Origin of the sequence: Streptomyces sp. NPDC020299 (genome assembly GCF_044387825.1) — a bacterium.
Lineage (GTDB): Bacteria > Actinomycetota > Actinomycetes > Streptomycetales > Streptomycetaceae > Streptomyces.
Map to the genome: position 1 here is coordinate 171,831 of NZ_JBIRWL010000007.1, position 17,966 is coordinate 189,796.

Genomic DNA, 17,966 nt, shown 5'->3' on the forward strand with positions numbered 1-17,966 from the left:
AAGAGTCGTGATTTAGCTAAATCCTGGGTAGTCTGAGTAGCGAAGAAGACATGGAAGGTGAGAGTGGGAGGTCATCCATGGCTGCGGCTACGTTCCAGGCCAGCGTGCGGGACAAGGGGCAGCTGACGCTGCCCGCAGGCGTACGCGAGGCGCTGGGGGTCTCCCCAGGTGACGAGCTTGAGTTCGAGATCAACGACGCCGGAGTCGTCGAGGTTCACGGGCTGAGGAAGATCCGCACCGATCAGGCATGGTTCTGGACGGAGCGGTGGCAGGCGGGTGAGCGCGAGGCCGGCGAGGACATCGCGGCTGGGCGCACGACCCGCCACGAGGACGCGGACAGCATGTTCGCGCACCTCGACAAGGAGAGCTGACCCTGACCCGCCTGGAGGCCCTATTGCCGACCTTCGCGACGACTGCCCGCTTCGACCGCGACTTCAAGAAGCTCCTCCCGCAGGAGCGAAAGCGGTTCGAGGACACCGTCCGGAACAAGTTCGTACCGGATGTCGCAACTGGGCAGTTTCGACCCGGCCTCCGGGTCAAGCCGGTCCAGGGAGTCAGGCTCCCTGACGGCGAGCGTCCCATCATGGAAATGACTTGGGCGCCTGACGGGCGCGCCACCTGGCAGTACGGAGATGAACTCCGCGAAGGTGAGCCGCACGTCGTCTGGCGTCGGGTCGGTGGACACGAGATCTTCGATCCCGGTCCCGCCTGAGGGGCCGAGAGCGGCCCACCTGATACACGTGCTGGGCCGCTCTCGGTCGCTCTGCTGGGGTCGTGCGGCGGCGGCCGGTCGGCCTCCCGTCGGCAGGGCGTACTCCGCCCAGACCGTCTTGCCGGGGCCGTCCCGGGGTGCCAGTCCCAGCGGTCGGCGAGGTGCTGCACGAGGAGCAGGCCGCGGCCGGTGTCGGGGAGGTCCGTGGGCGTGGTTACGACCGGTACGAGCGGTACGCCTTCGGTGCGGGTGTCGGTGACCTCGATCCGTACGGTCGTGGCGTCAGCGGCCAGCGAGAGGTGGAAGTCGCGGCCGGGGACCCGGCCGTGCCGGACGGCGTTGGCGGTGAGCTCCCCGACGATCAGCGTCAGCGCGTGGTGCGTGTCGCAGTCGTAGGGGATGCCCCACGCGTCCAGCCGCTGCCCGACGAGACGCCGGGCGAGCCGGGCGCCGCGTGGGGTGGAGCTGAAGCGCATCTCGAGTGGTCTCACTGTTCATGCCTCCACGCTCCCCGGTGGTGGCGTAGCGTGACCAGTGGTGACGCTCTGCCGCCTTCCGGTTGTACGCGATGGAGCGGGAGGTGTACGCGGCGCGCCGCGTGACCGGCTCGGGGCGGGCGGCACCCCTATACGGTCCGTAGCCCACCGCCGCACGCCTTCAGGCCGCCCGTTACTGCGGTCCGAAGGTGATGTTGCCGTGGACGTCGCGAGCCTGGATAAGGTTCGTGACGGTTCCGCTGTTGGTGTTGCGCAGGTCAGGCATGTCGGGCAGCTCGCGTACGACGTCGAGCAGGGCCGGGCGCTCCGCGAGAACGGCAGCGAGGTATCCAGCCCAGTACGCTCTCTGAACGGCCTCGCCGTCGCCCATGCCTCCGGCCTGGCGGTGGGCCGTGTCCAGGCGGCGTTCGATGTCGGCTCGCGCTTCGCCGGTCTGTCGGCTCCAGCGGCGTGCCAGGGCGTCGCGCACGTGTGTCCAGCCGTCGGTGAGAATCGCCGTGACGAGGGACTGGGCGCTGGGCAGGAGCACGGATGTCATCGGATCCACGAGATGATCACGCACCTTTGCGGTTCGGCTTCGTCCGTCATGGTGGAAGGTGGCTGATGGATACGCGTAGTGCTGATGTCGTACGGGGCTGAGGGCCTCGGGGGCTTGCCGTTTCGGCATGTTCGCCGTGCCGGGGCCGCTGGCGGTCGGTCGGGGCAAGTGGGTCAGTGTGCTGTGGACCAGCGTCAGCGAGGTGAGCGGTGTGAGGATGCGGTGCGGGGACGGGCCGCTGTGGGGCACCGAATCGGGGCCGGTTCCGGCTCGTGAACGCCAGCTGGTCTCGTCGTGGGGTCGTCACCGCTGGGCCATGCTTTCCCGTAGCCGTACAGCGCGCGGATCGGTGAACGCCGTGAGCAGATCGCATGCGTCAGCTCGTGCGTCAGCGGCCTCCTGCGGTGTGCCGGCACAGTCCAGGGCATCCGCCAGATGTGCCAGCGTTCGTGCTGTCTCCCATGCCTGCTCAAGGTCTCGGTAGGTGGCCACTGCCCGGAGGTGGTACTCGGTGGCTTCCTGAGCGCGGCCGAGTTGCAGACAGGTCTGCCCGAGGCCGTCCCAGGCTGCGGCTTGGCGGGCGCGGTCGCCCAGTTGTTCTTGGAGTGCGGCGGCGCGACGGTAGGAGGCCAGTGCCCGGGTGGGATGCCCGGTGGCGCGTTGCGCATCGCCCAAGGCAAGTAGCCAGTAGCCTTCCGCGGCTGCGCTGCGGATCTCGGCGGCGATGGCTACGGCTTGCTCGGCATGTGCCAACGCGGCATCCGTGTTCCCGTTGTCCAACTCCGCCGCGGCAAGGAGCCTCAGGCCGTTGCCCTCGGCGTGACGATCGCCGTGGGCCCTGAATACCTCGATTCCTCGGCGCAGTGGGCCGAGTGAGCCGGCCGGGTGCCCGAGTTCCAGTTCCACCTGCGCGAGATTGACTGCCACGCGAGGCTCCCAGAAGCCGTCGTTCAGGGCCGCGAACAGCGCCTTGCTGCCTTCGAACGCCGCTTGTGCCTGGGCGAGGTTGCGGCGGCGTAGTTCAAGCAGGCCAAGGCCGTTGAGCGTCAGTGCCTCACCGAAGGTGTCGCCCAGGTATCGGCGCAGGGTCAGAGCCGATTCGTAGTGCTCGGCGGCGGCTGCCAGGCACTGGGACTGGGCGTACGCCATGCCGAGGCTCTCCTCCAGTTCGGCTTCGGCGCCTGCATCGCCGTCGCGCCGGGCGGCCTCCAGACCGATCTGCGAGGTGGCGAGCCAGTCCTGGAACGGATTGTTGGTCATGTAGACGGCACGCAGGACCACGGCCAACTGCCAGGCGATCCGGTCCAGCCCGCTACTCGCCGCCGCGCGCACAGCGGCCACGAGGTTGTCGCGTTCTGCCTCGTACCAGCGCATCGCCCGCGCCTCGTCGGCGAACCGCAGCTCGGGCAGCCCTCCCTCGGCAGGTACCAGCTCCACGCGAGGCTCGTGCGGTGCGACACTGGCCTGGACCGCGTCCGCGGTGTGCAGGTACCAGGTCAGCACCCTGCGCCGCGCGTCCTGGCACTCCTGGGGGGTCTGCTCCAGCCGTGCCTGATCGGCGGCATAGGCACGCAGCAGGTTGTGCAGGCGGAAGCGTTCGGGCGCGGTCTGGTCGACCATATGCGCGGCAGCGACGACATCAAGCAGGCGTCGTGCGGTACGGATGTCGACTCCCGCGAGAGCTGCCGCAGCCGTGTCGCTGAAGTCCGGCCCGGGGTGCAGTCCGAGCAGCCGGAAGAGCCTGGCGGCATCTGAGGGCAACGCCCGATAAGACCACGTGAACACGGGACGCACCGCCTCAGACTCCTCGTCGCCGTCTGCCGACAGAACTTCCCACCGACCGGACTCGTCACGCAGCTCGCCGATCAAATCCGCCAGGTGCATCAACGGCCGCCCCGCCGCACGCTCGGCAGCGATCCTGAGCGCCAACGGCAGGCGCGCGCACAGCGAGGCGAGCTCCGCCACGTGAGCGGGGTCGTCCCCGTCGCGGTAGCCCCGGATGACGCTGCGCAGCAGGGCGACTGAGCCGTCCTGGTCGAGCACATCCAGCGTGAGGCGCCGCGCTCCCTCCCGGATCGTCAGACCAGGCAGACGGTGCCGGCTGGTCACGATGACCAGGCATCCGGGCGTCGCCGGCAGCAAAGGCCTCACCTGGGAGGCGCTGGCGGCGTTGTCGAGCACGATCAGCAGCCTGCGGCCGGCAAGCCATGAGCGGAAGGCCGCGGCCATGTGCTCGCCATCGGCATGGACCGCGTCCGCAGGGGCGCCGAGCACCCGCAGAAAGCTTTCAAGAACCCGCTCGTACCTGACCGGGGCCTGCGGGTCGTAGCCGTGCAGGTCGGCATACAACTGGCCGTCCGGGAAGCGGTCACGGACCGCGTGCGACCAGTGCAGCACCAACGACGTCTTGCCAACTCCCGCAGTGCCGGTTACCAGCAGCACCCGCGCAGAGGCGAGACCGTCATCGAGTAGACGGTCGAGCGCCTGGCGCTCAGCGTGTCGGTTGACGAAGCCATGCCCGGCCAAAGGGAGTTGGTACGGCACCGGCGACCGCACGCGATCGGTCGCCGGAGCATGGAAATGTATTCCGCCTTGTACGTCGCGGGCCTGCACGACGTCGCGGGCGGTGCCGGAGAGTGAGGAGTTGACTTCCTCGCGCGGCTCACGCACCCGTCGGAGGCTTGAGGTGGGCCACTTCGCGCTCGAAGAACGTGCCGACGTCCTCACCCAGCACGTACAGCTCCTCGACTCGCGCCGCGACGCGATCCCGCTTTCCCGCACCGAGGTAGCGCACGGCCCCTTCCAGGACACCCTCCACGTCGTAAAGGATCTCGTACACCGTGTCGTCGTTCAGCGTAACCAACTCCGGTACTGGACCCTCCTGTTCGTATGCCGCGAGGTGCTGCGGGCCGATGACGCGGATCAGCTCACCGCACTCCGCCCGCACACGCAGCAGATGCAGCTCCCACTGCAGGTACGGCGTGAGCGGCTGCTCCACCACACGGACACGCAGGAGACGGCACCGATGACGCGCGGCCAGACGAGACACGTCAAGCAACTCGGCACGCTGGGCCTCGATCAGCCTCAGCGCCTCATCCCAGTCCCCTTGGGCAAAGGCGTTCCAGCTCGCGTCGCCCGGCTCACGGAAGTGCTGGCGGCGTTCCAGCTTCCACGAATCGCACCCGTCGACAACGAAGTCCCTGCTGCGGAAGTCCTCGCGATAGGCGTCCAGCCCCAACCGCTCGCCGGGCGAGACGCCAAGAAGGTCACGCATCCGGAATGTGCGTCTTGGCGGCCAGCAGAGTGACGCGCGGGATGACCACGAGGCGTTCTCCACCGCCGATCACCGCGTCATCGGGCAGTCCCTCGGAATAGACCGCCGTAAGGTCACGGCCGATGACCGCGAAGTCGCCGTTCTCGAGCTCCCAGATGTCCGGACAGCCGTCCCTGCCCCCAGTGGTACCCAACTCGGACGGCGAGAGGCCGATGCGCCGGGTCAGCCGCGCCTGCGGGTCCGCGTTCCACGTATCGCCCATACGTCGCCCCCTGCTTGCTCTGCCCGGACTTCCTACCCAGCGTACGGATGCGGCGACAGGCCGTCCACGGGTGCTCGCGGGAATCAGCCATGTGCCGCACTTCCATCAGGACTTCTCTCTGGAATACCAGTCCCACGCCGAAGCGATCGACGACTACCTGTCTGCCGAAGCTCATGAGGACCACCAGGCCGTCCCCCAGGACATCGACGGCTTTCTCGCCGTCAACTCGACGGACGACGAGCTGACGGAAGGAGTGCGCGTGCTCGGCCTGCGAATCGCCCCTCCAGAGAATGTCCCACTACGCCGGTGGCTCACCGACCTCCAGGGCATCATCACGCACCACGTGCCCAGATGATCTGCGAGTGGCCGATTGGATGTTTCCCGACATCGATCGAAGCCCACCAGCACGGTGTTGCCCTCGACAACCAGCCTCGGTCGGCATGTCCAGCCGGGGTGCGGCAGTCGGCCAGCCCGGCGCCGGCAGGACGTACTCCGCCCAGACCGTCTTGCCGGGTCCGCCCTGGCGCGGGTGCCAGTCCCAGTGGTCGGCGAGGTGCTCCACGAGGAGCAGGCCGCGGCCGGTGTCGGGGAGGTCCGTGGGTGCCGCCACGACCGGTACGCCTTCGGTGCGGGTGTCGGTGACCTCGATCCGTACGGTCGTGGCGTCGCGGGTGAGTGAGAGGTGGAAGTCGCGGCCGGGGACCCGGCCGTGCCGGACGGCGTTGGCGGTGAGCTCCCCGACGATCAGCGTCAGCGCGTGGTGCGTGTCGCAGTCGTAGGGGATGCCCCACGCGTCCAGCCGCTGCCCGGCAAGACGCCGGGCGAGCCGCGCACCGCGCGGGGTGGAGCTGAAGCGCATCTCAAAGTGGCCGGCGGGGCTGGTGGGCCTGGCGATGCTGCCGGGCGGAGCGGTCTGGCTGTTCATGCTCCAACGGTCCCGGTGGTGGCGTAGCGTGACCAGTGGTGACTCGCGGTCGCGTGCCGGTTGTACGCGATGGAGCGGGAGGTGTACGCGGCGCGTCGCGTGACCGGCTCGGGGCGGGCGCGTTGGGCCGGGGAACTGGGCCGGGGAGGCGGTGGAGCCGATGGAGTCGGTGGAGCAGGCCGAGGGTGTGCGCGAGGATGCCGGGCCGAGGCCTGAGGACGAGCCGGGATCGGGCGTGGTGACGGCGTTCGGGCGGATGTTGAAGCTGCTGCGGGTACGGGCGGGCCTGGAACGGCCGGAGTTCGGCAAGCTCGTGGGCTACGCGGGCCAGTCGATCGCCTCCTTCGAGCAGGGGCGGCGGATTCCCTCGCCCGGGTTCATCGACCGCGCGGACGAGGTGCTGGACGCCGGGGGCGTTCTCATGGCACTGAAGGAGGAGGTGGGGCGGGCGCAGTATCCGGCGTTCTTTCGGGACGCGGCGCGCTTGGAGGCGCGGGCGACGGCACTGAATGTGTACGCCGTGTTTGCCGTGCCCGGGCTGTTGCAGACGGAGGATTATGCACGGGCTGTTTTCCAGATGCAGCGCCCGCTGTTGGAGGACGACGTAATCGAGCAGCGGTTGGAAGCTCGTATGGTGCGGCAGAGCATCTTCACCCGTCGCCCGGCCCCTCTGATGAGTTTCGTCATCGAGGAAGCAGTGCTGCGCAGGCAGCTCGGCGGCCCGAAAAGCATGCGCGGAACCCTGGAACAGATCTTGCTCACCGGGCAGTCGAGGAACGTGGAAGTACAGGTCATGCCGATCGGACGCGAGGACCATGCCGCGCTTGGTGGCCCCTTCACCTTGATCGACACCGACAAGGGGCATCGCATCGCGTACGCGGAGGTTCAGGACGACAGCCGTCTCTACACCGATACCTCATACGTACGTACGCTCGAAGCACGCTATGGCATCCTCCGATCACAGGCGCTGACCCCGAGCGAGTCGTCGGCGTTCATCGAGCAACTGATGGGAGAGGCATGAACGTACAGCGCAGCAGGGCGGCTGTGCCGGAAGCCGCTTGGTTCAAGAGCAGTTACAGCACCGGCAACGGTGGCGAATGCGTCGAGGTCGCCGAGGTTCCCGAGGCCGTACTGATCCGGGACTCGAAAATCCGATCCGGACCGGTTCTGACGGTCACCCCCGACGCGTGGGCCGGGCTCGTCCGGCTGGCCGCCGACCAGCCCATCTGAGCCGTACATGTGCAACCCCCGTGGATCCAGTCGCACAGGCGGCTGGACCCACGTCTGGGGTTGTACTCCACCCACGCGTCAATCGGACACCGCTTACGCCTACACGGGCAGAGCTGGGAAAACGACCACCGAGCCGTCCTTGTCGCGGGCAATCTCAATCGCCACGTCTGTCGTACGGCTGTTGACCATTACGCCGTCGCCCAGCTTGCGAATGCGGTGTGCCGCGCGCATCAAGCGATCGACCTCACTAGTCGTGAAGACAGGCATCAAACCGTTCGGGCGCGCCAACTCCAGCGCCGACAGGCGTTCCAGGACACCGGCGATGCTCGACTCCAGCTCTTCGAGGCGCTGCTGGTCGCGCTTGAGCTCGCGGGTGAAGTTCTCGAACAAGTTGTCAGGGTTGTCCTGGGCGTGATCGACAGCCTGCAGGACGACGACCCGCCGCTTCAACGCAATGGCCAAGGCTGCGAGTTCGAGGTGGGCTCGGAACATGCCGCCGTCCTCGTCGACGCCGGGGAACGACTTGGTCAGCGTGCTGATCTCGACGGGCTTGTCGTCGGCCAGCTTGTCGAGTGCGGTCTGCCACCGGGCAAGGCGGCGGTCAGCGGCGCCCAGAGCCGTGTTGATGGCATGGACCGCCGAGTCCAGTCCCAGCGAGACACCGAGTTTGCCCTGGTCGAGCAGAATGGCGGTGGCTTTGTCGATGGCATCGCGGCAGCCGTCGAGTTCGCTGTGCTCGTCTTCGAGCTTCTGCTCGTGCAGTTGCTCCAGCAGTTCTGTGATGTGTTCGATAGCCTGCTGGCGCTTGTTGTCGGCATGCGCGCTCACCCCCACCGCTACGGCCATGAGTACAAGGGGCGCGGCCACGGTGAGCGCCGCGCTGCCGGCGGCCGCGACGCCGGCTGTCGCACCGGCTCCACCGGCTGCGCCTGCTGCTGCCGCTTTACCGACCGGCACGAACGTCGCATTGGCGGCGATGCCCGTCGAGTTCATGAGCGCACTGTGGATGCCACCGGCCGCCGCCTTCGACGCCATCGGACGAACCATGCCCTGACCGAACTGGGCGGCAACCTTCGCTGGAACCACCATGCGATACAGGTTTTCGCCGGTAGCGGTCGCCCTGGCCGCTGTAAGGGAACTTCGCGTCGATTGCGTGATGAACTGTGACAGGTGCTGCGCCAGGGGGCTCGCGGCATCGAGCGGGATACCTCGGCTGCGGACGAGCTTGTCGGGCAGCGGATGCACCTCCAGCGTGGCAATCGGCGCGTCGGTCATGGCGGCCAGCACACCGCGCAGTTCAGCCAGGCGCTCGGCCGTCATCGGCTCGCCTCCGGTCAATGCGGGTGCCCGGACGTCGCCGGTCGCCAGCGTCCACACCGGAACGATTGCCTTGCGGGCTTCAGCCATTGCCTCCCCCTCTTTCTCACAACAACCTATGGCGTACATAAGACAGAACGCAGAGCAAGGCACCAGATCACCTACGGCCGGGAGGCCGCAGACGAATCGAGGCCAAAGGGTGCCCCGGCCGGCATGCCCAGCCGGGGCGCGCGGATCAGATGTCGTCGTCCACGCCGTGCTCGCGGCGGATCATGCGCCAGGCGGCCTTGCGGGCGCTGCGGTCCAGGCTGGACTTGAAGCCCTTGTCGGGGCCGAAGTACTGGCGGCCCATGCCCGCGATGGTGTCGATGTGGTCGGCCATCTTGTCCGCGAAGACCTTGTCGAAGACGAGCCCGAAATTCTCCACGTCGTTGTTGGCGACGGCCGCCGCCTGCACCTTCGGTTCGGCCATGGCCTCCTCGAACGGGCGGATGACGTCCTGCTCGGTGAACTCGGTGCCGAAGCGTTCGTTGAACTTCTCGATCAACTGCGAGAGCAGCGACTTCTCCGCGTCCTTCGCGCCCCCCGAGCCGTCGCCGAAGCCCTTCATCGTCGTCGGCCCCTCTGCGGTGAGGGAGACGTCGTATTCGCCGGTCTTCTCCACCCGCATGTGGCTGAGGTCGACCTCGCCTATGTCCACGCCGCCGTCCGCGCGGCGCGGGAGGCGGTTGAGGAGGTAGCGGCCGTAGAGGTGCAGCCGTTCCAACTCGGCGTCCCAGTAGGGGACGATCTGCGCGAGGAAGCCGTACTTCCTGACGTAGTCGTTGAGGCCGGCGCGGAAGCCCTCCGCCGTCTCCTGGTCGTCCTCGTCCTCGCTGTCCTGCAGCGCGGTGAAGCGGGCCACCGCGGGAGACAGCAGACGGTACAGCTCGGCGTGCGCCTTCTCCCACTTGGACTGTGAGCCCGCCGCCTTCTCCTTGGCGGCGAAGTACGCGGCGGCGAAATCGTCCATCTCCTGCCCCGAGAGGATCGCCTCCTGCATCACCCGGCTCTGCGCGGTGTAGAGCAGGTTGGGGTCGGAGGGAAGGGTGTGCGCCTCCTCGAAGTACGGGCGGAAGGACTCCTGTATGTCGTTGGCGTCGTTGACGAAGTCCAGTACCGCCAGGTCCGCCTGGGTCTTGCGCTCGGCGGTCCGGTTCAGCCGGGACAGGGTCTGGACGGCGGAGATGCCGGTCAGCGACTTGTTGACGTACATCGTCGTCAGCAGCGGCTGGTCGAAGCCCGTCTGGTACTTCTCCGCCACCACCAGAATCCGGTACTCACGCTGGCCCGCACCGCCGGCTCGGGCGGCCTTGTCGTCGGCACGCGTGTACGCGAACGCCTTCGGCAGCGCGCTCTCCGACAGCCCGCCGTTCTCCTTCGGCTCGGTGGTCTCCTCGCCGTCGACGGTGAGCGAGCCGGAGAAGGCGACCAGGACACCCAGGTCGGGGTACTTGGTGTCGTAGTCCCGGTCCTTGATGTAGCTCTTGATCGCGCGCGCCATCTGCACGGCGGACTGCCGCGAGGCGGTCACCACCATGGACTTGGCCCGCCCGCCGAGACGGCCCCGGCTGTGCGTCACGAAGTGCTCCACGATCACCTGGGCGTGCTGGGCGACCGTCGAGTCATGGGTGAGCGCGTACCGGGCGAGCAGGGAGTTCGCCTTCGACGGGTCGACCTCCCGCTCGTCGGGGTTCTGGTTCACCAGCTTCCAGTACGTGTTGTACGTGACGTAGTTGCGCAGCGGGTCGAGGATGAAGCCTTCCTCGATGGCCTGCCGCATGGAGTACGTGTGGAAGGGGCGGTAGGTCGCCTTGCCGTCGATGTCCTGGAGCGTGCCGAAGAGTTCCAGGGTCTTGGCCTTCGGCGTGGCGGTGAACGCGAAGTAGGAGAGGTTCGCGGCCCGGGAACGCTGCTCGGCCCTCTTCTTGAGCTGCTCGTCGAGGGTGGCGGCCTCGGCCTTGACCGTGGTCGTGCCCGCGTCCTCCGAGTCGGAGTCCAGGCCGAGGTCGCGCAGGGCGGCCCGTACGTCCTTGGCGGCGTCGCCGGATTGGGAGGAGTGAGCCTCGTCCACGATGATCGCGAAGTGACTGCCCCGGATCTCGGTGGGGTTGCGCTCGATGTACGAGATCAGCGCTGGGAACGAGTGCAGGGTGACCGTGACGATCTTCCCGGTGTCGCGGGAGAGGGCCTTGGCGAGCTGCTCGCCCTTGGCTCCGTGCTTCTCGTCGATCTTTACGACGAGGCCTGCGGTCTGCTCGAAACTGCCGACAGTTTCCCGGAGTTGGGCGTCCAGGTTGCGGCGGTCGGTGATGACGATGACCTTGTCGAAAACCGGCACGCCCGGCTTGAGGCCCTTGGCGATGGCCTCGGGGTCGAGTTCGCCGGGGTTGGTGGAGGTGTGCAGGTCGCTGAGGCGGTGCGCGAGCCATCCGATGGTGTTCGACTTGCCCGAGCCGGCCGAGGCCATGACCAGGTAGTCGTGGCCTGCGCCGTGGGTGGCTGCGTGGGCGGTGAGCTTCTTGACCGCGTCCCACTGCTGGAACCGGGGGAAGACCATCGTCTTGATGCTGCCGCCACCGGGCGTCTTGCTCTTGTGCAGGTGCACGAACCGCTGGAGCAGGTCCAGCCAGTTGTCCGGCTGCCAGACCTGCTCCCAGAGGTAGGACGTGGCGTACGTGCCGTAGGCGGTCGGGGCCGGGTTGCCGGCGCCGCCCGGCTGACCGGGGCCGTTGGAGCCGGTGTTGAAGGGCAGGAAGCGGGTGTTCTTGCCCTTGAGCTGGGTGGCGACGAAAACCAGGTCTGGGTCGACGGCGAAGTTCGCGACGACCCGGCGGGTGAAGATCAGCTCGGTGGGGTCGCGGTCGGTCCGGTACTGCTCCTTGGCCTGCTCCACCCCTTGCTTGGTCAGCGGGTTCTTCAACTCGGCCGTTGCGACGGGGATTCCGTTGAGGAAGAGGGTGAGGTCGAGCCTGTTGCCCCAGTCGGCCTGCTTGGTCGCGTACTCGAGTTCCCGGACGACGGTGAGGCGGTTGGCCCGGTAGCCGTCCAACACGGAGTCGTGGGCGACGAGGTTCGGCTTGAAGTACGCGACGCGGAGCAGGACGCCCCTGTCCTTGACGCCGTTCCGGAGGACATCGACCAGCCCGTTGGTGGCGATGGCCTGGTCGAGGCGTCCGGCGAACCCACGCTGCGCCTCGTTCGGGTCGCTGCCGTAGACGGTGAGCAGTTCGTTCCACTCGTCGGGCTGGGTCGCCCCGATGAAGGTGAACAACTCGTTGGTGTCCAGGCCGAGATCGGCCTGGTAGTCCTGCGGGCGGGCTTCGCGCCAGCCGCGCTCGACCATGGCGGCGACGATGGCGTCACCGAAGGCGGACTCCGTGTGGATGGGGCTCATGGCTACGCGGTGACTCCGTCCGTTACGTTGCGCCCGCTGGCGGTGGTTACGTCGAACTGGCCGGTTACGGCGGCGGTGATTAGGGCCTGGCGGCGTTCGGCAAGCGCCCGACGTTGGGCTTCGAGAACCCCGGTGAGCTTTCCTTGTTGCCGACGAATTGTTGAGGTGATTAGCAAGAGCTCGTCTCGGCCCCGCTCATCGACCGGCCACGACAACCTGAAGTTGGAAAGGTCCTCCATGCCCAACGTCGGCTGTGCGGTGTCCGATCCGGTCACGTCCGATGCCTGTCGGAGAAAAGAGGGCGTGGTCAGCCATGTGGCAAGGAGCTCAGGTGAGACTCCTTGACGTGTCCGCAAGGATGCTACGGCCCGAGCCACATTCGCCCCAGCTAGCTGGGGAGGCACCACCGTGGATCGTCCCATCGTCCCGACGACGCTGAGTAGAACATCCCCGGGTCGCGTTACCGTCCGTGCGTATTGGGATGAAAGTGCGTCCGGGATCTTTGCCAGCGAGTCGGCCCTGCCAGCCAGGTCAAGAAGATCATTGACCCGGATGAATCGCACGCCCGAATCACTGAACTGAGGGACCAGGACACCGTATCGAGGCTTTACCGCCAAGAGATACTTCAACCTAGTGGGCTCATGCGTAGAATTCTCGAAAGCTCTGTCGAGCGCGAGCGTGAATCGTTCTTCGAGGAGGCCCGCCTGGCGGCTGCGCAGCTGAGTCAGCCGATCGATGCGGGTGGTCTCGGCGTCGAGGAAGTCGGCGATACGGCGCTGCTCCTCCAGCGGCGGGGCAGGGAGAAGTACGTTGGCCAACGTAGATGCGTCAAATGATGTCGAACGCTCACGAATTCCCTTCGCCAGCGTACTCACGTATCCATTGACGGCCATGGTGCGCAACGCGTACGCAACGTATCGAGCATCAGTTTTTCTGCTGGGGCGGTACGCATGAACAACTGGCGATGACTTCCCATCAGAATCCGATACGCCGATAGCCCCGGCGAACCCATCCATACCGTGCACTACAAGGTCGCCAGCGCGAATTCCTTGGTAGCCGATCTCCTGGATGGCATTAGTATAGCCCTCAGTGCGCCTCCGTTCCCGGAGAGTTACCTGCCCATCCCGGAAAGCGGTCACGATTCCATCCTCGGGGCGAACGTCTCGCTGTTGCCGATGCAGTAGCCAACGGGCACGCTCTGACGCCCAGTGATCAGGAATTACGCCGAGTCCGGGAATGGCGGTCATTCGGTCACCTCACCCAATAGCGCCTGAATCTCCGCCTCCAGCAACTTCAACTCCGCGTCGATCTCCGCCAGCGGCCTCGGCGGCTTGTACACGTAGAAGTGCCGCGTGAACGGGATCTCGTAGCCGATCTTGGTCTTCGTGCGGTCGATCCACGCGTCCGGGACGTGCGGCAGCACCTCGCGCTTGAGGTACTCCTCGACGTCCTCGCCCAGCGGAACGTTCTCGTAGTCCCGCAGGTCCCCGTCCGGCTCCGACGCGCCCTTGATCTTCTGGACCTCGCCCTCCGGGTCCCGGACCCCGACCGCTTCCCGTACCGCCTTCGCGAACGGCGCTCCCGACGGCCAGGTCAGGCCGGCCGCGACCACCGCGTCCTTGAGCGCGATGAACGCCTCGGACTTCGTCGTCCAGGACGAGCCGAGCAACGTACGCACCGCCGCGACGAACTCCTCACTCCGCTCCAGCCTCGCCACCGGCTTGGCCTCGGCCAGCGCCGCCAACGTCTCCTCCGTCACCTCGAAGCGGAGCTTCAGCGGGCGTTCGACGGTGATGCGCTGGTAGCCGAAGTCCTCGTTCCAGAAGACCTTGACCTTGCCGTGCAGAGCGTGCTCCGGATCGCCCGCGACCTGCAGCGCCTCCGCATACAGCCGGGTGATGTCACCGATGTGGTCGGGGCGGCCGTTCGTCCCGTCGCCCAGCTCCTTGCGCTTGTCGCCGAGCGACTTGCGCATCTTCTGCCACTGGTCGCGCGCGTCCAGCAGGACGACCTTGCCCTTGTGGTCGGCGTCCTTGCGGTTGGTGAGGATCCAGAAGTACGTGGAGATGCCGGTGTTGTAGAAGAGCTGGTCGGGGAGGGCGACGATCGCCTCCAGCCAGTCGTTCTCCAGGATCCAGCGGCGGATGTTGGACTCGCCGGACTCGGCCGCGCCGGTGAACAGCGGGGAGCCGTTGAAGACGATGGCGATGCGGGAGCCGCCCCCGCCGTTCACGTCCACCGGCTTCATCTTCGAGATCATGTGCTGGAGGAAGAGCAGCGAGCCGTCGTTGATGCGGGGCAGGCCCGCGCCGAAGCGGCCGGCGTCGCCGAGCGACTTGTGCTCGTACTCGACCTCCTCCTTGACCTTCTTCCACTCCACGCCGAACGGCGGGTTGGCGAGGAGGTAGTCGAACGAGCGGCGGGCGTGGCCGTCGTCGGAGAAGGAGTTGCCGAAGCGGATGTTCTCCGGGTTCTGGCCCTTGATCATGAGGTCGGACCGGCAGATCGCCCAGGACTCGGGGTTGAGCTCCTGCCCGTACACCTCGACCGTCGCGTCCGGGTTGAGGGCCTTGATGCGGTCGTCGGCGGCGCTGAGCATGCCGCCGGTGCCGCAGGCCGGGTCCATGACCGTGCGGACGACACCGGGCAGGCTGAGGGCGTCCGCGTCGGGCGCCACCAGCAGGTTGACCATCAGCTTGATGACCTCGCGCGGGGTGAAGTGCTCACCCGCGGTCTCGTTCGACTGCTCGGCGAAGCGGCGGATCAGCTCCTCGAAGATGTAGCCCATGTTGTGGTTGGGCACGACGTCGGGGTGCAGGTCGAGGTCGGTGAACCTGCCGATGACCTGGTAGAGCAGGTTCGCGCCGTCGAGCTTCCGGACCTGCTGGTTGAACTCGTACTTGTCGAGGACCTCGCGGGCGTTGTCGGAGAAGGCGCCGACGTAGATCTGCAGGTTCTTCGCGGCGTTCTGCGGGTCGGCGGCGATCTTCCGCAGTGTGAGGTCGCTCTTGTTGTAGAAGGAGTGGCCCGAGGCCTTGCGCAGGAAGTGGTCGGTGTCGATGTCCTGGCCCGCGAACCTGGCGACGGTCTCGACGACCTTCTCGCGCGTCGGCTCCAGGACGCACTCCAGGCGGCGCAGCACGGTGAACGGCAGGATGACCTTGCCGTAGTCGGACTGCTTGTAGTCACCGCGCAGGAGATCGGCGACGGACCAGGCGTGGTTCGCCAACTCCGTGTGCTTGCTGCTGTTCAAGAGGTCCCGGCTTCCTTTCGAAGAGCACCGTCCGGGCGTGGGACGGCAGGGATCCAGTGTGGTCGTGTGCGGTGGGACGCGTGGGGCGTTTCAGGCGGAACGGCTGTCCGGGGTGACCGGCGCGACCGGGGTGTCCGGTGGCAGGAGTACGCCGGCGGTGAGGCCGGTGGTCAGGGTGGTCGCGGTGTCGGCGGCGAGGACGGCGGTTCGGCGGACGGCCGCGCGCAGCTCGTACACGCGGCGGAAGGCCTCCCCGTAACGCCGCTGCTCCTCCAGGGGCAGCAGCGGTACGCGCAGGCGGCCCGGTGTGACGTGCACGAGGGTGGAGCCGGTGGACGCGGAGGCGATGTTGTCCGCGGCGCCGAGGAACCCGGCCAGGAACCACGGGTCGAGGCGGGCCGGGTCGGGGCGCAGGAGGTGGACCTGTGGACCGAGCAGTGCTCCGGCGTCCCGGTCGTCCGCGACCCGGGTCATGGCGGCCGAGTCGCCGCCGCCCGCGAGGGCACGTACGAGGACGTCCCCGGCGGCGACGGGCTGCGCGGCGTCCGCGTGGAGGTCGACAGCCGTGCCGGAGGGGGCGGTTCCCGCCGAGATGTCCCGGGCGGTGAGGACCGGCCGGTCCACGGTGGCGGCGCCTCCACCCTTGGAGCCCCGTGTGCCGGGCGTCGCCGCCCGCAGCACGGTCAGGGCCCCGCCGCGTGCCAGGTCGGAGACGGTCGCCGTACGCCACTCGCGGGCCGAGGGACCGGACGGCCGCCACCCGCCGGACGCGGAGGCTGCCGCCAGGGCGGCGACCTGCTCGGCCAGTTGTCCGTGCAGGTCGTCGACGCGCCGGGCCAGGGCGGCCGGGTCGATGTCGGCCGCGGTCGCCCGGACGTGGCGGGCCGGGGTGACGTCGACGACGTCGTCGAGGAGGTCGACGAGCTGCACCGCGCGGGCGACGCCGGGCTCGTCGGCGTACGTGTCGGGGGCGGTGGTGAACGCGGCCCACTGGCCGAGGACCCGGTCGGTCAGCCCCTCCCAGTCGAAGGACGAGGCAGAGGAGGAAGAGGCGGCGGGGGAAGGGGAGGAGCCGGACCGGCGGGGGCGTGAGCCGCCACGCGTGCCGGGGCCGGCCGTGGCCGTGTCGGTGGCGGACGGAGTGCCCGCGGCGCCGTCCCGCTGCTCTCCCTCCCCGTCGACGAACAGCACCGTCGAACGGTCCGTTCCGCCCGGCTCGGGGCGTTGGAACACCCAGATCTGCAGCCCGATGTGCAGCGGATACGCGGCACGGGCCGGAAGGGAGACGACGGCGCGCAGGGCCCCGCTGCGGATCAGTTCCGCGCGGACACGGCGGCCGGAGGAGCGGAAGGCGAGCGCGGGCGGCAGCAGCATGACCGCGTGGCCGCCGGGCTCCAGGTGGGCGAGGGCGTGCTGCACCCAGGCCAGCTCGGACTCGAAGCGCGGCGGGAGTCCGTACGCCCACCTCGGGTCGTAGGCCAGCTCGTCGTGACCCCAGTCGCGGTCGGCGAACGGCGGGTTGCACAGGACGGCGTCCACGGTGACGTCGGGGAAGGCGTCGGCGCGCAGGCTGTCGCCGACATGGATCGCCGTCTCGGCCTCGGGCGCGGCGAGCAGCAGCCGGACCGCGGTGCGCCGGCCCTGGACGGGGAGCGAGTCCTGCCCGTACAGCTCCCGCGCTCCCTGCCGGGCGGCGGCGGCGAGGAGCGTGCCGCTGCCGCAGGCGGGGTCGAGGACGCGGGACGCGCCGGCGGGCACGAGCCGGGCCATGAGCAGGGCCAGGCCCTCCGGGGTCTGGTAGACACCGCTGGCGGCGCCCTCGTCCAGCTCGCGTTCGGCGAGGACGTCGACGGCGGCCTGTGCCCCTGCCTCCCGGACGCAAGCCAGCAGGGCGCGGAGTACGCCCGCGTCGTCCGGACCGTAGCGGAACGGCTCGGCCTCGGGCACGGCGACCGGGAGCTCGCCCGCCGACTTCTCCGCTCGGGCGACCAGCTGGTCGTCGGACAGGGCGGCGAGTTCGGCCAGTTCGTCCGGCGTGCGGCGGGAAGCGGCGGCCACCAGCGGGAACAGTCGCGCGGTCACTCCCGAGCCGGGTCCCGTCAGCCGCAGCGCCGTACGCAGCTCCTCGGCCGGCGAGGCGGTGGAGGTGTGCCCGCGTGCCCGCAGCCATGCCTGCACGGCCGGCAGGTCATAGAGCGGGCTGGTCTCCGTGCCCGCGCTGGGGGCCGGGAAGTCGTCGTGGCGGCGGCGCCAGTTGCTGACGGTGGCGCGCGTGACCCCGGCGATGCGGGAGATCTCGGCGGCCGTCACATGCGCGGAGGGCGCCGAGTGGGCTGGTGGCTGCTGGGGCATGGCGTGGGGTTCCGCACCTCTCGGGCCAGTCGGGATAGGGAGCGGTTAACACAGTACAGCGTGCGTCAAGCCTGGGAAGGTGTTTGACGATGCTTTCAGTATTGTGCTTATCTGGTTCTGCTTCCGAGTGGAAACGGCAGCTACGGGTGCTTCGTTGAGACCCGCGCCGC

General features: G+C 68.3%; 14 protein-coding genes and 2 pseudogenes. 5 read left to right on the plus strand and 11 right to left on the minus strand.

All coding sequences use genetic code 11. The features are described from left to right. The first annotated feature begins 77 nt into the window (after positions 1 to 77). Together ACH45E_RS19760 and ACH45E_RS19765 are read left to right on the plus strand one after the other, a co-directional pair. Entirely contained in the window at positions 78 to 371 is a 294-nt protein-coding gene (locus tag ACH45E_RS19760; RefSeq protein WP_361443099.1) for an AbrB/MazE/SpoVT family DNA-binding domain-containing protein, read from the plus strand. 23 nt (positions 372 to 394) lie between these two features. Continuing rightward, complete coding sequence (locus tag ACH45E_RS19765; protein ID WP_361443827.1) at positions 395 to 712, plus strand: hypothetical protein; 318 nt, start codon at positions 395 to 397, stop codon at positions 710 to 712. Positions 713 to 799: 87 nt separating this feature from the next. Here ACH45E_RS19765 and ACH45E_RS19770 read toward each other — a convergent pair. The 5 genes and pseudogenes from ACH45E_RS19770 to ACH45E_RS19790 form a co-directional block, all read right to left on the minus strand. Continuing rightward, a pseudogene (locus ACH45E_RS19770) lies at positions 800 to 1,188 on the minus strand (ATP-binding protein); the annotation flags it as partial. Between the two features lie 193 nt (positions 1,189 to 1,381). Next, positions 1,382 to 1,747 carry a hypothetical protein gene (locus tag ACH45E_RS19775; RefSeq protein ID WP_361443102.1) on the minus strand — a complete coding sequence of 122 codons (366 nt, stop codon included), beginning with the start codon at positions 1,745 to 1,747 and terminating at the stop codon, positions 1,382 to 1,384. 303 nt (positions 1,748 to 2,050) lie between these two features. Next, positions 2,051 to 4,417, minus strand: coding sequence for an NB-ARC domain-containing protein (locus ACH45E_RS19780; protein WP_361443105.1), 2,367 nt, complete (start codon positions 4,415 to 4,417; stop codon positions 2,051 to 2,053). Next, positions 4,410 to 5,021: a DUF6879 family protein gene (locus ACH45E_RS19785; protein WP_361443108.1), complete on the minus strand. Its 612-nt coding sequence runs from the start codon at positions 5,019 to 5,021 to the stop codon at positions 4,410 to 4,412. The genes ACH45E_RS19780 and ACH45E_RS19785 overlap by 8 nt, the downstream gene beginning before the upstream one ends. Continuing rightward, the gene (locus ACH45E_RS19790) at positions 5,014 to 5,283 is read right to left on the minus strand and encodes a hypothetical protein (RefSeq protein ID WP_361443111.1); all 270 of its coding nucleotides are present in this window, start codon (positions 5,281 to 5,283) and stop codon (positions 5,014 to 5,016) included. The genes ACH45E_RS19785 and ACH45E_RS19790 overlap by 8 nt, the downstream gene beginning before the upstream one ends. Positions 5,284 to 5,353: 70 nt before the next feature. Between ACH45E_RS19790 and ACH45E_RS19795 the strand changes: the two genes are divergently transcribed. Continuing rightward, positions 5,354 to 5,638: a contact-dependent growth inhibition system immunity protein gene (locus tag ACH45E_RS19795; protein WP_361443114.1), complete on the plus strand. Its 285-nt coding sequence runs from the start codon at positions 5,354 to 5,356 to the stop codon at positions 5,636 to 5,638. Positions 5,639 to 5,755: 117 nt separating this feature from the next. Here ACH45E_RS19795 and ACH45E_RS19800 read toward each other — a convergent pair. After that, a pseudogene (locus tag ACH45E_RS19800) lies at positions 5,756 to 6,208 on the minus strand (ATP-binding protein); the annotation flags it as partial. Positions 6,209 to 6,368: 160 nt separating this feature from the next. On the opposite strand from ACH45E_RS19800, the gene ACH45E_RS19805 reads away from it, so the two are divergent. Continuing rightward, positions 6,369 to 7,229, plus strand: coding sequence for a helix-turn-helix transcriptional regulator (locus ACH45E_RS19805; RefSeq protein ID WP_361443117.1), 861 nt, complete (start codon positions 6,369 to 6,371; stop codon positions 7,227 to 7,229). Further along, positions 7,226 to 7,438 (plus strand): DUF397 domain-containing protein, encoded by a 213-nt coding sequence (locus tag ACH45E_RS19810; RefSeq protein ID WP_361443120.1) that lies wholly within the window; start codon positions 7,226 to 7,228, stop codon positions 7,436 to 7,438. The genes ACH45E_RS19805 and ACH45E_RS19810 overlap by 4 nt, the downstream gene beginning before the upstream one ends. Before the next feature lie 99 nt (positions 7,439 to 7,537). Here ACH45E_RS19810 and ACH45E_RS19815 read toward each other — a convergent pair whose 3' ends face one another. The 5 genes from ACH45E_RS19815 to ACH45E_RS19835 form a co-directional block, all read right to left on the minus strand. Further along, a complete protein-coding gene (locus tag ACH45E_RS19815) occupies positions 7,538 to 8,845 on the minus strand; it encodes a hypothetical protein (protein WP_361443123.1) in 1,308 nt (435 codons plus the stop codon). A gap of 145 nt (positions 8,846 to 8,990) precedes the next feature. After that, entirely contained in the window at positions 8,991 to 12,191 is a 3,201-nt protein-coding gene (locus ACH45E_RS19820; RefSeq protein WP_361443126.1) for a UvrB domain 3-containing protein, read from the minus strand. A 2-nt stretch (positions 12,192 to 12,193) separates the two neighbouring features. Beyond that, on the minus strand, positions 12,194 to 13,330 hold the full coding sequence (locus ACH45E_RS19825; protein ID WP_361443129.1) for a restriction endonuclease subunit S: 1,137 nt from the start codon (positions 13,328 to 13,330) through the stop codon (positions 12,194 to 12,196). A gap of 104 nt (positions 13,331 to 13,434) precedes the next feature. Beyond that, positions 13,435 to 15,444, minus strand: coding sequence for a class I SAM-dependent DNA methyltransferase (locus ACH45E_RS19830; protein WP_361443132.1), 2,010 nt, complete (start codon positions 15,442 to 15,444; stop codon positions 13,435 to 13,437). A gap of 90 nt (positions 15,445 to 15,534) precedes the next feature. Further along, the gene (locus ACH45E_RS19835) at positions 15,535 to 17,754 is read right to left on the minus strand and encodes an N-6 DNA methylase (protein ID WP_361443830.1); all 2,220 of its coding nucleotides are present in this window, start codon (positions 17,752 to 17,754) and stop codon (positions 15,535 to 15,537) included. Positions 17,755 to 17,966: the final 212 nt, after the last annotated feature.

What these genes read in the sequence shown, in the direction of transcription:
- ACH45E_RS19760 (WP_361443099.1), top strand. Translation starts at nt 78, where the DNA reads ATGGCTGCGGCTACGTTCCAGGCCAGCGTGCGGGACAAGGGGCAGCTG.
- ACH45E_RS19775 (WP_361443102.1), bottom strand. Translation starts at nt 1,747, where the DNA reads ATGACATCCGTGCTCCTGCCCAGCGCCCAGTCCCTCGTCACGGCGATT.
- ACH45E_RS19785 (WP_361443108.1), bottom strand. Translation starts at nt 5,021, where the DNA reads ATGCGTGACCTTCTTGGCGTCTCGCCCGGCGAGCGGTTGGGGCTGGAC.
- ACH45E_RS19790 (WP_361443111.1), bottom strand. Translation starts at nt 5,283, where the DNA reads ATGGGCGATACGTGGAACGCGGACCCGCAGGCGCGGCTGACCCGGCGC.
- ACH45E_RS19805 (WP_361443117.1), top strand. Translation starts at nt 6,369, where the DNA reads ATGGAGTCGGTGGAGCAGGCCGAGGGTGTGCGCGAGGATGCCGGGCCG.
- ACH45E_RS19810 (WP_361443120.1), top strand. Translation starts at nt 7,226, where the DNA reads ATGAACGTACAGCGCAGCAGGGCGGCTGTGCCGGAAGCCGCTTGGTTC.
- ACH45E_RS19815 (WP_361443123.1), bottom strand. Translation starts at nt 8,845, where the DNA reads ATGGCTGAAGCCCGCAAGGCAATCGTTCCGGTGTGGACGCTGGCGACC.
- ACH45E_RS19820 (WP_361443126.1), bottom strand. Translation starts at nt 12,191, where the DNA reads ATGAGCCCCATCCACACGGAGTCCGCCTTCGGTGACGCCATCGTCGCC.